Source organism: Kribbella qitaiheensis, from assembly GCF_042657745.1.
Lineage (GTDB): Bacteria > Actinomycetota > Actinomycetes > Propionibacteriales > Kribbellaceae > Kribbella > Kribbella qitaiheensis.
The window spans coordinates 20,731-34,910 of record NZ_JBHSKE010000057.1; the positions used below are offsets into that span (position 1 = coordinate 20,731).

At 67.6% G+C, this 14,180-nt stretch carries 15 protein-coding genes; 7 read left to right on the top strand and 8 right to left on the bottom strand.

The features are described from left to right. Positions 1-14: 14 nt before the first annotated feature. From ACFPJ1_RS33445 to ACFPJ1_RS33460, 4 genes are all read right to left on the bottom strand, one after another. On the bottom strand, positions 15-632 hold the full coding sequence (locus ACFPJ1_RS33445) for an HdeD family acid-resistance protein (RefSeq protein ID WP_380110161.1): 618 nt from the start codon (positions 630-632) through the stop codon (positions 15-17). A gap of 159 nt (positions 633-791) precedes the next feature. Continuing rightward, positions 792-1,952 (bottom strand): winged helix DNA-binding domain-containing protein, encoded by a 1,161-nt coding sequence (locus tag ACFPJ1_RS33450; RefSeq protein WP_380110163.1) that lies wholly within the window; start codon positions 1,950-1,952, stop codon positions 792-794. 61 nt (positions 1,953-2,013) lie between these two features. Beyond that, a complete protein-coding gene (locus ACFPJ1_RS33455) occupies positions 2,014-2,472 on the bottom strand; it encodes a hypothetical protein (protein ID WP_380110165.1) in 459 nt (152 codons plus the stop codon). A 64-nt stretch (positions 2,473-2,536) separates the two neighbouring features. Further along, positions 2,537-3,052 carry a DinB family protein gene (locus ACFPJ1_RS33460; RefSeq protein ID WP_380110167.1) on the bottom strand — a complete coding sequence of 172 codons (516 nt, stop codon included), beginning with the start codon at positions 3,050-3,052 and terminating at the stop codon, positions 2,537-2,539. A gap of 107 nt (positions 3,053-3,159) precedes the next feature. Between ACFPJ1_RS33460 and ACFPJ1_RS33465 the strand changes: the two genes are divergently transcribed. From ACFPJ1_RS33465 to ACFPJ1_RS33485, 5 genes are all read left to right on the top strand, one after another. Next, positions 3,160-3,645, top strand: coding sequence for a hypothetical protein (locus ACFPJ1_RS33465; protein ID WP_465261094.1), 486 nt, complete (start codon positions 3,160-3,162; stop codon positions 3,643-3,645). Between the two features lie 73 nt (positions 3,646-3,718). Further along, positions 3,719-4,468 (top strand): DUF4118 domain-containing protein, encoded by a 750-nt coding sequence (locus tag ACFPJ1_RS33470; RefSeq protein ID WP_380110172.1) that lies wholly within the window; start codon positions 3,719-3,721, stop codon positions 4,466-4,468. Positions 4,469-4,620: 152 nt separating this feature from the next. Continuing rightward, on the top strand, positions 4,621-5,220 hold the full coding sequence (locus tag ACFPJ1_RS33475) for a hypothetical protein (RefSeq protein ID WP_380110174.1): 600 nt from the start codon (positions 4,621-4,623) through the stop codon (positions 5,218-5,220). A gap of 133 nt (positions 5,221-5,353) precedes the next feature. After that, the gene (locus ACFPJ1_RS33480; protein ID WP_380110176.1) at positions 5,354-6,193 is read left to right on the top strand and encodes a Bax inhibitor-1/YccA family protein; all 840 of its coding nucleotides are present in this window, start codon (positions 5,354-5,356) and stop codon (positions 6,191-6,193) included. Positions 6,194-6,334: 141 nt separating this feature from the next. Then, positions 6,335-6,772: a VOC family protein gene (locus tag ACFPJ1_RS33485; protein ID WP_380110178.1), complete on the top strand. Its 438-nt coding sequence runs from the start codon at positions 6,335-6,337 to the stop codon at positions 6,770-6,772. A 100-nt stretch (positions 6,773-6,872) separates the two neighbouring features. Here the strand turns inward: ACFPJ1_RS33485 and ACFPJ1_RS33490 are convergent, their stop codons facing one another. Both ACFPJ1_RS33490 and ACFPJ1_RS33495 read right to left on the bottom strand, forming a co-directional pair. Further along, positions 6,873-7,103: a DUF4287 domain-containing protein gene (locus ACFPJ1_RS33490; protein ID WP_132193009.1), complete on the bottom strand. Its 231-nt coding sequence runs from the start codon at positions 7,101-7,103 to the stop codon at positions 6,873-6,875. A gap of 103 nt (positions 7,104-7,206) precedes the next feature. Beyond that, a complete protein-coding gene (locus ACFPJ1_RS33495) occupies positions 7,207-8,235 on the bottom strand; it encodes an SGNH/GDSL hydrolase family protein (RefSeq protein ID WP_380110181.1) in 1,029 nt (342 codons plus the stop codon). Positions 8,236-8,368: 133 nt separating this feature from the next. On the opposite strand from ACFPJ1_RS33495, the gene ACFPJ1_RS33500 reads away from it, so the two are divergent. Further along, positions 8,369-9,742: a cystathionine beta-synthase gene (locus tag ACFPJ1_RS33500; RefSeq protein WP_380110182.1), complete on the top strand. Its 1,374-nt coding sequence runs from the start codon at positions 8,369-8,371 to the stop codon at positions 9,740-9,742. A 96-nt stretch (positions 9,743-9,838) separates the two neighbouring features. After that, the gene (locus ACFPJ1_RS33505) at positions 9,839-10,873 is read left to right on the top strand and encodes an XRE family transcriptional regulator (RefSeq protein WP_380110184.1); all 1,035 of its coding nucleotides are present in this window, start codon (positions 9,839-9,841) and stop codon (positions 10,871-10,873) included. A gap of 558 nt (positions 10,874-11,431) precedes the next feature. Here ACFPJ1_RS33505 and ACFPJ1_RS33510 read toward each other — a convergent pair. After that, positions 11,432-12,889, bottom strand: coding sequence for a flavin-containing monooxygenase (locus ACFPJ1_RS33510; RefSeq protein WP_380110185.1), 1,458 nt, complete (start codon positions 12,887-12,889; stop codon positions 11,432-11,434). 33 nt (positions 12,890-12,922) lie between these two features. Then, positions 12,923-14,173, bottom strand: coding sequence for a lactate racemase domain-containing protein (locus ACFPJ1_RS33515; protein WP_380110186.1), 1,251 nt, complete (start codon positions 14,171-14,173; stop codon positions 12,923-12,925). Positions 14,174-14,180: the final 7 nt, after the last annotated feature.

The following is a 14,180-nucleotide window of genomic DNA, read 5'->3' on the forward strand; positions in this document are numbered from 1 at the left end:
CTGACCTCCTAGCGTCAGTGCGAGGGTTGCGGTTTCGGGTTGCGCTCGACCGCGCCCTTCAGACCGCCGTCGAGCAGGCGCTTGCCGCCGATCGCGACGGCCAACTGGGTCACGCCGGCGACGAGCGCGAATGCGGCGATCAGCGCAAGCGTCACCAGCGCACCCGTGCCGGGCCTGGTGAAGATCACGATGCCGAACAGAGTCGAGACCACGCCGCTGAGACTCATCAGGGCGGTGTCGCTGCCGTCGATCGGAAGCCAGAACGCGCCGCCGATGGCGATGATGCCGAGCGCGATCGCATACGCGCCGATCACGTAGAGGAGTGCGAGCGTGGAGATGCCGGTCCAGATCAGCACGGCAGCGCCGACGGCTATGCCGAGCAGACTCGAGACGATGAGCCACCCGCGCTCGCGGTTCGCGCCGGCTGAGAACGAGTAGGCCAGCCCGACAACCCCGCTTGCCAACGTGTACGCGCCGAAGAGAATGGTGAGGGCATAGAGGCTGATACCGGGCCAGGCCAGGATCACAACGCCGAACGCGATCGACAGCAGGCCGTTGAGGCCGACCACCCATCGCATCGACTTCAGTTGCGTACCTGTCAGCTGTTCAGCTTGGTCCGCAAGGGAGTCCATCTCACTACCTCCGAATCGGTGACTGATCCTTCGAGTGTTCTGGCTGTGGCGTTCCGAGACATCGGCGATGCCACGGATCAGCTGCGGAAACTCCGCAGGCGGCGCTGCAGCTCGCGGACCGTGCTGCCAGGATTGATCGGAGCGGCGTGATCAGGGTGGTCAGTTGGACTTCATGGCTTTCGATGGGTAGGCGGTGCTGATGCGCGTGCCGTTGAGCCAGGTGGTTAACCGGGAGGCTTCGGCGTCGAGGGCGCGACGGGCGGGGGAGGAGACTTGCTCCAGCAGCCGCACTTGTACTGCGCCGGCGGCGTCCTGGGTCCAGCAGCCGACTATCCTGCCGTCGACCCAGGCTGTTGTGCCGGCGTTGCCGCGGCCGTCGAAGAGTTGGTCGGAGTACGCGCCTAGGTAGAAGTCGCGTCTTTGCCAGCCCATCACGGTCGGGTCGAGCACCGGCAGCAGCGCTACCCACGGGCCAGGGTCGGGTACCTCGTCGAGATCGTCGGGTAACAGCCAGCCAGTGCCGCAGTGGTCGAGGGAGACCGCGACGGCATCGAGTTCGATCAAAGCCGCCCGTACTACGGTCTTGGTGGCGCCCAGCCACCAGACGAGGTCGGCTTCCGTGCCAGGGCCAAAGGTGTGGAGCCAGCGACGCACGATTTCGCGGTAGCCGTCGGCGGCCTTCCAAGATGCGGGGACGTTGCCGAGCCAGTGCCGCATCAGGGTCAGACGCGGCCGCGCAGTACGCCAGTGAGCAGTGTTGGTGCCGCGCACGATGTCGGCGGTGGCGCCGAGATGGGTGAGAACTCCGGACGCCGACCAGGTCGCGCCTGCTGCCAGCGGCACCTTCACGTCGATCATCGGCACTGCTTGCCGTATGTCGAGGGAAGAGCGGCCGTCTGGTGCGTCAGCGAGTACTGCGAGAACCTCGGCGCGAGCGCGGTCGAGCCAGTCGCCGCCGTCCTCGGCAAGTCCGGCCTTGACGGCGTCCTTGGTCATCCGGGCCCGCTCGATGCCCGCGACTCTGGCGGACGCGCTGGGCCAGACCGCCGGCAGCAGGTCGCGTGGGAACGCGAAGAGGGTGCGGCGCATGGCGAGTTGCTTCACGATGCTGCGGTCGTCGTAGAGCGCCCGGTCGACGTCCTCGACCTCGAGTGACCCGACACGCGCCCAGCAGGACAGGTAGATCGTCGCCGGCTCGGTGGCGTGCAACACGGTCATCGCCCGGGTCGCCGCCTCCGGCGAGTCGACCCGAGCGCCAGGCGCCAGCGCGTGCCGAACGGCCAGCCGAGCACGGCGCTCGTCGTCGGATACGTGCTGCATCGGCCCTCCCCTTCAGACCCACCCCAAGGAGCGCCTACGGTACGCAGCCGGACCGACAGAATCAGGGGTGTGGCTGGTCGGGGAGGTGGTTCCATTCGCGTTCGTCGACTGGGACGTGTTCGGCGGTGGCCAGGTACCGGTGGGCTAGGTCCACCAGTTGGGTTGGGGAGATGTCGGTGAGCGCGGCGAAGTCTCGCTGCCGCATGTCGAGCGAGTAGAAGCCCGTCGGGCGGTCTCGGAGCTCGGTGATGACCACGCAGCGGCAGAGGTTGTGGTCCTGCCGGGTCATCAGGACGACATAGTGGTTGCCTAGTTCGTTGCGGTGATAATCGAGCCACTCGGGACGGCCCCGCGCGCTGGCGTACGGCGTTTGGGTCGCCTTGGCGATGAGGGCTTCGAGGGCGTCGGTCGAGATGCCCTTGATAACGCCTGGTCCACCGTTGAACAGGAAAGGCAGCTGGTCCGGGCCGAACTTCGGCCACAGCCGAACCCGGCCGCGCCATCCGAACAGCAGCTTCATGACTTGAGCCTAGGTGCAGGCCAGGCGGGAGAAGAAGGCCGACTTCTCGGTCCGGGGGTCTCGGTCATTCGCCGACTGTGCCGTCGGTGGCTTCTCGGAGGAGGTCCAGATGGCCTAGGTGGCGGGCGGTTTCCTCGATCAGGTGGGTGACGGCGTAGCGGAGGTTGAACGCCATATCTTCCCCGCGAGCCAGGTCGTCGAAGGAGGCGGCGGCGGCGATGGCGCGGGAGCGGGCGCACTCGGCCTGGTAGTCGGCGACCAGGGCGGCGAGGGTGTCACCGGGGGCGATCGGGAAGTTGCCGTGCGGGTTCTCCTCGGACCAGGGCCACTCGACGTCGGTGGCGGCGAAGTCGATGGCGAACCAGAAGCGCTCGACGCCCGTGAGGTGTTTGACGAGCCCCGCGGGAGTCAGGGCGGACGCAGCGACCGGACGCCCGAACGCCTGCTCATCGCTGAGACCGGCGACCTTGTTCACCACGGTGTCCCGCAGAAAATCGAGGATTCCGCTCAAAGTGGCCCGCTCATCCGCGGCCTCGGGCGGGCGGACGCGCTCCACGGCCTGTACCTGCTCGGAAGACATGGGGAAAAGCTAGCTGCGATTTTGTGCAGTTGCTATCGCAATCGGGCGGAGGCTGGCTGAATGGGTGCATGAGAGAACCCGGTCCTTTGTTTTTCGGCCTTGTTGCGGTGGCCGGGATCGTTTTCGCCGGGTTGTCCATCGACGAGGTCGTAGCGGAGGACCGGTTGCGGGGCGTGCTGGACACGCGCGGGCAGGTGACGACCGGCGTGGTGGTGGAGGTCCAGGAGCGGGACCGGGCTGGGCTGCCGTTAACTGTCGAGGTCGTTCTGCCTGACCGGCGACGGGCCACGGTCGGGTTGGTCAGCAGCGACGAGGATCTCGACATTGCCCGAGCCGAGGTCGGGGAGAAGGTCGAACTGGTCGTCGATCCGCTGGATCCGAACCAGAACCTCGTGGTTGCCGACTACGGCCGGTGGTGGTCGGGGACCGTGGTCGAGTCGCTCGACTTCAGGACTCTGGTGCCCGCTGGGGCGTCGGTGGCCGCGTGCGTGCTGGCGTTTCGGGCCCGCCGACGGCGGCGGCCGGCTCCATCGGTCGCGCGCGGCCTGAAGAGTCGGCTCAGAAGCTCCCGGGAGAGTGCCGAAGAGCTGTGAGACAAGAGGTGAACTCTGTCAGAGTCCAGTGAGAAGCGTTGATTGTTCGGGCGGGGTGAGCGTCAATGGAGGAGTGGAGAGTTACCGCAATCAGGTACTGACCGCGGCGGTTCTGGTGCCGTTGGCGGTGTGTGCGGGGCTGGTGCCGTTGCGGCACAGCTTTGACAACGCGAATGCTGCCTTGGTGCTGGTCCTCGTGATCGTTGCCGTGGCCTCCTTCGGGATCCGGCCGGCGGGCGTGGTCGCGGCCGTGTCGAGCGCGGTCTGGTTCGACTTCTTCCTGACGGTGCCGTACAACCGGCTCACCATCGCGAACCGCGGAGACATCGAGACCACCATCCTGCTGGTGGTGATCGGCGCCGCGGTCACGGAGATCGCACTCTGGGGCCGACGGCAACAAGCCCGCGCCAGCCGGCAGACCGGCTACCTGGCCGGCGTGATGACCACCTCGCACGCGGTCGCGCGTGGCGGTTCCACAGATGACGTGATCGATCAGGTGCGCGCGGAACTGACCGCAGTACTGGGGATCGACGGGTGCCGGTTCGTTGTCAACGGCAAGCGGCCCGACGAGCCCGAGCTGAACCCGGACGGGTCCGTGACCCGCGGCGAGCATGAGTACAAGGTCGAGCGGGACGGGTTGCCGACGGACTCGGAGATCGAACTGGTCGTGCAGCACGCCGGGATCGTCCGCGGCCGGTTCCTGCTGACCGCGGCGACCCGGATCGCTCGGCCCGATCTGGAGCAGCGCCTCGTCGCGGTCGCCCTGGCCGACCAGGTCGGCGCCGCGCTCGCGTCGCAGGAGACTCCCCAGAACCACCCCTGAAGCACCCCTGAACTGGCCTGCGGGAAGAACCACATCCTGGGTGGCCACCGGTCCCGGCGTCGTACTTGCCCATACAGGTACGACGCCGTGCCGCGTCTGCAGCAAGCTGCAGCACTCTGGCGCCAGAGCCCCGTAGACGGGATCATGCGCGGGTGAATGACGCAGAACTGTTTCTCCGGGTCGGTGAACTGGCAGGCCGAGTCGGCTATCCGATGCCATCGATCAGCCCGGGCGAGGGTACGACCAGCGAGGCATGTATCTGCCTCCGAACAGACGGCGCCGGGCCGGGCACGCTGGTGCTGCACGACCATGTGGACGAGATGTTCCCGGACGCCGTGCGGGACTTCTTGATCACCCAGGAATTCGTTCAGGCTCGCGCAGGGTTGCTACGGCATCGCCGCTGGATCAAGAGGTCCGAGACCGTCATCGGTGGTGTGGCTTCTCTCTCGGCGGTGCTCATCGCCGGCCAATATGTCGCCTCTGCGTTGCTGGCAGGAGTGCTCGGCTTCGCTGTCGCCTACCCGGGGATGGCGGTTCTCCACATCCTGCTGGTCGGGACCTGGTCGCGGTGGTTCACTCGGCGCTCGGACCAGGCTTTGGTCGAGGTCCTTGGCCGGCAGCAGGTCGTCGAGGCATTGCAGTGGTATGCCGCCCGCAAGCCTCCTTTTCACCCCCGCTGGCTGTGGAACGGGGCGCCGCCGCACGCCCCGGAGCGGCTGCGCTGGCTGGCCAATGAGGGCCCAAATGCTTGAGCTGGTTGGGTTTTGCAACCTGTGTGACACGGTTGGGGAACACGTAGGTGTTCCTCAGGCGTTGTTAAGGGTGGCCCCGTAGTATCGCGACACGACCCACAGCGGGTCGACAGTGGGTCATCAGGAGGATGACATGCAGAGCAGTAACCCGGTCCTGAACCGGTCGAGTGCATTTGCGCCTGGCCAAGGCCAGGCCTATCCCGGGGCCGCTCCGTACGGTCAGCCGGGTCCTTACGGTCAGCCCGGTCAGTACGGCGGGCCCGGTATGCCGCCCCAGCAGTACCAGGGAGCACCCGCAGCCAGCCGTCCCATGACGTTGGACGACGTCATCGTCAAGACCTCGATCACGCTGGGTGTTGTCGTCGCGGCGGCCTTCGTCGCATGGTTCACGACGCCCGACAACCTGGTGACGCCGGTGTTCCTGGCCGGCGCGCTGCTGGCGTTCGCGATCGCGATGGTGCTGTCGTTCTCGCGCAAGATCAACCCCGCGCTGCTGATGGTGTACGCCGTAGCCGAGGGCGTGTTCCTCGGGATCGGCAGCAAGTTCATCGCCAACTGGGTCGGCGACCCGGGCATCATCGTCCAGGCGATCCTGGCCACGATGGTGACCGCCGGCCTGACGCTCGCGACGTACAAGTACTTCGCGATCAAGGTGACACCGCGGTTCACCAAGATGGTGATCATCGGCACGATGGGCTTCGTAGGCGTGCTGCTGATCAACTTCGTCGCCAGCCTGTTCGGCGTCAACACCGGCATCGGCGGGTTCGGCGCGATGGGCCTGCTGTTCGCCGCGCTCGGCGCCGGCCTGGCCGTGTTCAACCTGATCCTCGACTTCGACATGGTCGAGCAGGGTGTCCGCGCCGGAGCCCCGCAGAGCGAGGCCTGGCGGGCCGCGTTCGGTCTGACCGTCACGCTGGTCTGGCTGTACTGGAACCTGCTGCGGATCCTGGCGATCCTGCGCGGTGGGGACTGACCGGCCGACTAGCATCGGCTAGCTGACTCGAGAGGCCCGGTTCCTTCAGGTGGAGGAACCGGGCCTTTCGCATGCCCGGGAACCGCAGACCGCAGGAACCGCTGGTTGGGAACTGTCGGTGAGCCTTGCCAGAGTTGGCGCATGACGACCAGGTGGACGATGACGATCGACTGTACGGATCCGGCGCTGGTGGCGCGGTTCTGGTGTACTGCGCTGGGCTACGTGGAGGCTGATCCGCCGGAGGGCTGGGACACCTGGGAGTCGTGGCTGGTGGAGCAGGGGGTGCCCGAGGAGGAGTGGAACGACGGGGCCAACGTGTCCGATCCCGAAGGCCGGCTGCCGTCGATCTCGTTCCTGAAGGTGCCCGAGCCGCGGACGACGAAGAACCGGCTGCACCTGGATCTCCAGGTGAGCGGTGGCCGTGCTCAGCCTCAGGAGTTGAGGGACAGCCGGATCAGGCAGGAGGTCGAGCGGCTGGTCGCGGCGGGGGCGACGGTGAACGGCGAGGTCGAGCAGAACGGCTCACTCGACCATTTCTGGATGGCCGACCCGGAAGGGAACGACTTCTGCGTGGTCTGACGCCGGCAGCTCACGGTGAGAGGGTGCTGACAGCAACGAAGACCTGCCCCTCCACCTGAAAGGGCAGGCCTTCGGCTAAATTCAGACTCCGTTCGGCTCGTCAGCCCATTCGCCTGTGCGCTCTGACCAGGTCGTATTCATGGACGATGGCTGTGGCGTGCCCGTGAGCGAGGGCGTACTCGGTCAATAGCCATCTCACCCGCTCATCGAAGCGCAGGAACGACGGTCCGTCGTTCATCAACCTGAACCACTCTGTCATCTCGCGTCCGGTGCACTCGGGCACCTTCTGCACCAGACGTTGGTGCGTCTCCTCGGAGTGGTTCAAGCCCATCTTCGCCTCCCGTCATCGGGGTACTGCGTAGTTATCGACTGTGCACCAGGACAACGAGGCAAATCAAGACCTCCAGTATGAAAGTCCTCGCTCAGCGGACGCGCTATTTCCCAACAGGTACTGCGTGCGCCGGGCTGGCGAGGTCTTCCTCGACCCGGTCGACATCGGCCTTCGGATGACGGCGCCGGTGCCGCAGTTGGGCCCAACGTCCACGCGGGCCACGGTCATTACCAGCGACCTTGGCGGCGGCCACCTCGGTACCGGCCGTGCGGGCGGCCTGGACGGCGGCCTCGGCGATCGGCAGAACGGCCTCGCCCCGGAACGACTCGGGGTGCACGAAGGACTCCGGGCCGACCCCGACGGCGGCGGCGACCGAGGGCAGCAGGGCGGCCGCGGCAGCGGCGTACCCGGTCACTGACGGGTGGAAGTTGTCCGGGCCCCACATCGACGGGTTGGTCCGGAACGCCTCGCTCAGCAGCGAGCCCATCGACACCGTGCGGCCCCCGGCCTCGACCACGCTGATCGTCTGGGCGGCCGCGAGCCGCTGGCTCCACGACCTGGCCACCTGGCGCAGCGGCGGCATGATCGGCCGGACCACGCCGAGGTCCGGGCAGGTGCCGACCACGACCTCGCAGTTCGCGGCCCGCAACCGGCGGACCGCGCCGTCGAGCAGCCGGACGGAGGTCGACGGCGGCATCTGCGACTTGACGTCGTTGACGCCGATCAGGATCGCGGCCACGTGCGGGCCGGCGAGCAGCGCCGTGTCGACCTGGCCGGCCAGATCGTTGGATTTCGCCCCCGTCCGGGACACGTCGACCAGCCGGACCGGGCGCTTCGCCAGCTCGGCGAGACCGCAGGCCAGCAACACGCCGGGGGTTTCGTCGGGTGAGGAGGTGCCGTATCCGGCTGCGCTGGAGTCCCCGATCATCGCGAGCGTGATCGGGTGACCTGGGTACCGGCCGTACAGGCCGTCGCCCTTGGCCGGGTGAGCCTTCATCGGACCGATGACGTGTTTGGCGTACCGCGCTTCCGCGGTCAGTACGCCGTACAGCGTCGCTCCGATCAGTCCGAGTCCCCCGCCACCGAAGGCTGCGGCCTGGGCCAGTTTCTTGGCGGCCCGGGCTTTTGTCATAGGACCAGGATTACACGCTGTGACGCCGACGCAAGCGAAATTTGGGAAGCGACGCGCTGCGTGACCCGTCACCGCCGCCGCCGAAGCGATGGCGATGGCGCTGTGGCGGCACATGTCCCATACAGTGAGATGCGTGCGCTACGTGAACTCACTCCTGGACCTGGTCGGCAACACCCCGCTGGTGCGGCTCTCGAAGACCACCGACGGCGCGAAACCGCTGGTGCTCGCCAAGGTCGAGTACCTGAACCCCGGCGGCTCCGTGAAGGACCGGATCGCCGTCCGGATGGTCGAGGCTGCCGAGGCCTCCGGCGAGCTCAAGCCCGGCGGCACGATCGTGGAGCCGACCTCCGGCAACACCGGCGTCGGGCTGGCGATGGTCGCCCAGGCGAAGGGCTACAAGTGCGTCTTCGTCTGCCCGGACAAGGTGAGCGAGGACAAGCGCAACGTGCTCAAGGCGTACGGCGCCGAGGTGGTCGTCTGCCCGACCGCGGTCGCACCGGAGCACCCGGACTCGTACTACAACGTCTCCGACCGGCTGGTCCGCGACATCGAGGGCGCCTGGAAGCCGAACCAGTACGCGAACCAGAACAACCCGCTGTCGCACTACGAGACCACCGGCCCGGAGCTCTGGGAGCAGACCGAGGGCAAGATCACCCACTTCGTCGCAGGGGTCGGCACCGGCGGCACGATCAGCGGCACCGGCAAGTACCTCAAGGAGGTCTCCGGCGGCCGCGTGCAGATCATCGGCGCGGACCCCGAGGGTTCCGTGTACTCCGGGGGCAGCGGCCGGCCCTACCTGGTCGAGGGTGTCGGTGAGGACTTCTGGCCCGAGACCTACGACAAGACCATCTGCGACCGGATCATCGAGATCTCCGACGCAGACTCGTTCGCGGTCACCCGGCGACTGGCGCGCGAGGAGGCGATGCTCGTCGGTGGTTCCGCGGGGATGGCCGCGGCCGCCGCGATCAAGCTCGCGCACGAGCTCGACGACCCGGACGCCGTGATCGTGGTACTGCTGCCGGACGGTGGCCGCGGCTACCTGACGAAGGTGTTCAACGACGACTGGCTCGCGCAGTACGGGTTCCTCGCGCACGCCCGGCAGGGGACGACGCTGGGTGAGGTGCTGGCCGGCAAGGACGGCAGCATGCCGCCGCTGGTGCACACCCACCCGCACGAGACGATCGCCGAGGCGATCGAGATCCTGCGCGAGTACGGCGTCTCCCAGATGCCGGTGGTCCGGGCCGAGCCCCCGGTGATGGCGGCCGAGGTAGCCGGCGCGGTGTCCGAGCGGACCCTGATGGACGCCCTGTACTCCGGCAAGGCCCGGCTGGCCGACATGGTCGAGGTGCACATGGACCCGGCCCTGCCGTCCCTCGGCGCGGGCGAGCCCGTAGCGAGAGCGGTCGAACTGCTGGAGGGCAAGGACGCCCTCATGGTCCTCGACGACGGCAAGCCAGTCGGCGTCCTAACCCGCCAGGACCTGCTCGGCCACCTGTCGATCGGCTGAGGGTTCGCGGCCGGGTCACCCGACCAGCCATTCGGCGCCATCCTCGACTCACCTGTAGCCGCGCGCAGACACATCCCGTGGGGAACACTGGGTCGTGTGAGCTTTGGGAGTCGGTTGTGCGACGAGGCGTTGCGGGCCAAGGGTGAGCTGATCGCGGCAGCGCGCGGCGACACGGTCTCGAAGCTGGACCGGACTCCTTGGCAGACGGCTGAGTTGGTCCAGCGGATGCAGGCCAGCGACACGACCAGGGGAACGCTGGAGAGCCTTCACTCGACGATCGAGGAGCTCTGCTGCCAGTACAGCCACCGTGACGCAATGGAGCTTCGCCAGGAGGCACAGGGCTGGCTTCAACACGTCGCCGGATTGCTCCGTCGGCCGGTCGGCCTGCGGGCACACTCGGAACTGCTTGTTGCTGGTGGCTGGCTTGCCCTGCTGGCCGGTTGTGTGGAGTACGACCTGGGCATGCGTACGGCGGCCGAGTCCACCCGGACGGCGGCGATGCAGCTCGGGCTCGAGGCCGGTCACCCCGAGATCGCCGGCTGGGGGCACGAGATGACGGCGTGGTTCGCCCTCACGCAGGGCCGCTTCCGCCACGCCGTCGAGGCTGCTCAGAAGGGTCAGGCTGTCGCGCAGACCAGCAGCGTGCACGTCCAGCTGATCGCGCAGGAGGCGAAGGCAAAGGCGCGACTCGGTGAGTCCGGTCTCCACTCGCTGCTCGAGAGCGGCAAAGAGATGCTCGAACGACTGCCGTACCCCGGCCGTCCCGACAACCACTTCAAGGTCGACCCGGCAAAGTGGGACTACTACGCGATGGATGTTCACCGGATCGCCGGAGACGACGAGCAGGCGACTCAGTACGCGCGCACCGTGATCCGGGACAACATCACGCCGGATGGGGTGGAGCTGAGTCCGATGAGGGTGTCTGAGTGCCGGATCACCCTGGGCATCGTCGCGGGCCGACGGGGTGATCTGGAGCAGGCCGTCGAGCTGGGCAGGAGCGGGCTCGAGGGCGATCGGCAGAGCAAGCTGCATCTGCAGATGGTCGGCGGGGAACTGGACCAGGAGCTGCGTCGACGTTACCCCGGCGAGGGCCTGGTGGCCGAGTTCGAGGAGACGCTGCGCGGCCTATGAGGCTTCGGCACCACCAGGGACTCAGCGGTCGACGACGGTGGGGACGATGGCTATCAGGATCGTGACGAGGATGCCGAGGACGATCGCTGCTGTTCCGAGGATCTGAAGGATTTCCATACTTCAAGAGTCCTTCGGGAAAGGCTGCCGGCCATCGGTCTCCGGGCCGGTCTTGCGCTCCTCCCGCGGTAGCACCGGCGCGCTCGCAGCTCATACTTCCGTTGCCTGAGGCAACACCGTGTGAAGACCACGGAACGCAGCAACGCCCGACGGACCCACCAAGAGTGGGTCCGTCGGGCGTCGGCATCATCCGGCCGCGTCGGTCGGTGGGGTCAGCGGTCGACGACGGTGGGGATGATGGCGATCAGGGCGGTGATCAGGACACCGCCGACGATGACGACTGTGCTCAGGATCTGGAGGAGGCTCATGTTTCAAGGATCCGTCGCGGACGGCCGGAAATCGTCGGCCTTTGGACCTGTCTTCGTCTCCACCCATAGTCGTACGGCGACCCGGCCGCCTCCTCCCGTAGTACTCCGGGAGAACCCCGGCCGGGGCCAGGGGTCAGCTGACGACGACGTAGTCCGACGGGTCCAGGCGTCGGGTGCGGCGCCAGTAGGAGACGGTGAAGTCGGGCCAGATGGTGGAGTTGCGGCCTTGCGCGTCGAGGTACCAGCTGTTGCAGCCGGACTGCCAGACGGTGTCGTCGAGGTCGGCCTGGACGGTCTGCACGAACCGTTCCTGGGCCTCTTCGCGTACCTCGACCGATGCCGCGTTGCGTCGCCTGAGCAGGTCCAGGGCCTGCATCACGTACCGGACCTGGGCCTCGATCATGAACACCATCGAGGAATGGCCGAGTGCGGTGTTCGGCCCGACCAGCAGGAACAGGTTGGGGAACCCGGCGACGGCGATCCCGAGGTGGGCGCCGATGCCGTTGCGCTTCCAGGCGTCGCCGAGATCGATGCCGTCGCGGCCGAGGATGCCCATCCGGGTCAGGTTGCCGGAGATCTCGAAGCCGGTGCCGAGCACGATCGTGTCGCACGGCCGTTCCACGCCGTCGGTGGTGACTACGCCCGTCGGCGTCACCCGGGAGATGGCCGTGGTGATCAGGTCGACGTTGTCCCGCGCGAGCGCCGGGTAGTAGTCATTCGAAAGGAGGATCCGCTTGCAGCCGATCTGGTAGTCCGGCGTGAGACGAGCCCGGAGCTCCGGATCGGGCACCTGCTTGCGGAGGTGACGCCTGGCCTGGAGCTCGAGGCCCTTCATCAGCTTGGGGGAGCCGGCGAAACCCAGACCGCGAGCCTCCAGACCCCAGAAGATGACGTCCCGGATCGCCCGTTGTCCCGCCGGGAAGCGCGCGTGCAGGGCGCGCTCGCGCGGGCCGATCGCCCGGTCGGGCTTCGGCGTGATCCAGGGAGCCGTTCGCTGGTAGACGTCGAGCTGCGCGGCCTGCTCGGCGACCTGCGGTACGAACTGGATCGCCGAAGCGCCCGTGCCGATCACGGCGACGCGCTTCCCGGTGAGGTCGTTGTCGTGGTCCCACTGTGACGAGTGGAAGGCGTTGCCGGCGAACGAGTCGAGCCCCGCGAGGTCCGGGAACTTGGGCTGGTGCAGATTGCCAACGCCGGCCACGAGCGCCTGCGCGTCGAGGGTCTCGGTGCCGTTGATCGTGACGGTCCACCGGCCGGTCGCCTCGTCGTACGCGGCCTCGGTGACGTCGGCGCCGTACCGGATCTTGTCGGCGATCCCGTACTTCGTCGCGCAGTGCTTCAGGTAGGCGAGGATCTCGTCCCAGGGCGCGAACATCCGGGTCCAGCGCGGGTTCTGCTCGAACGAGAACGAGTACAGGTACGACGGGATGTCGCACGCGCAGCCGGGATAGGTGTTGTCCCGCCAGGTGCCACCGAGCTCGTCGGCCTTCTCCAGGATGACGAAGTCCTCGCACCCGGCCTGCCGCAGCTTGATCCCCATGCAGAGTCCGGCGAACCCGGACCCGACGATCGCGACCTCGGTCTGTCCCATGCGGGGAAGGTTACCGGCGAGTCACGTCAAATGTCAGCGGAGCCGGTGCAGGATCTCGCCGGCGTTCGGCAGCACCAGGGTCTCGGGGTCGTTCTCGTACTGCGTGAGGTCGAGGCCCGCGGGATCCAGATAGCCGAGGTTCGCCCGGCGGACCACGTCCTCAGGGATGCCGGTGGCCAGGGTGACGTCGACGCGGCAGCGCTCGCCGTTCACCGGGTCCCAGGTGCCTGCCCCGCGGAGGTGAGTGGAGTGCGCGAGGACTCCCCAGTGGGCGTCGCGGAACTGGTCCCACTGGCCGAGGAAGTAGTCGCGGCAGTGGTACCCGATCTGCTCGATCTCCGGGTGCATCGCCGCCAACTGGGTCACGAGCGGCGCGTAGAGGATGACCTCGCCCCCGTCGGCCACGATCGGCTCGACCTTGTAGAAGCCTTTCGCCGCGGTCCAGATGTCCTGGTAACGGGACGGCATCAGCGAGACGACCCGGCGTACTGGTTTGTCGAGGTAGCGGATGTGGGTCTCGGCGGAGACCGCGGACGCCGCCTGCCAGGAGGAGATCGTGTCGCCGAAGGCCATGGCGTGCAGGGAGTTCGTGCCGCTCTGGGCGACGACGCTCAGCGCGAGTTTCTCCGCCGGGATCAGCGACGCGGCCTCGTCGATCAACGTGCGCACCGGGGTGTTGCCCGGCGTGCCGATGATGCCCGCGCTGGTGATCAGGGCGCCGAGCCAATGGGACAGGTCGATGACCTCCTGGCCGGCGACCCCGGGGAAGAAGTACTTGTTGCCGCCTGAGAAGCCCACCACCTCGTGCGGGAACACCGGCCCGACGACCAGGGCGACATCGTGTTCGACCACGGCGCGGTTGAGCCTCACGGCGGCTGCGTCGTGCAGCAGGCCGCCGGAGATCTCGCCGACCCGGTCCGCGCTGATCGTGCCGAGGTCGACGAAGGTGTCTTCCTTCCACCATTCGTGGTTGAGCACCGTGACCCCGTCGTACGAGCCGCCGAGGTGGGCCTCCAATTGGGCCGGCGTCATCTCCGCATGGGTGCCCAGGGCAACGAGTACGGTCAGCCGGCTGACGCGTCCGGTCAGGGCTCCGTGCACCGCCGTCAGCAGCAGCGGCAACGGGCAGCTCCGGGTCGCGTCCGGCACGATCACGCAGACGCTCTTGCCGTCGAGCCCAGCCTCCGCCAGCGACTCGTGGATGAACCTGGTGACCTCGTCCTCGCCGAGCACCTGCCCGGCCCCACCGAGCACCGCGACCGGTCGCACCTCTACGCCACTCATACCGTGA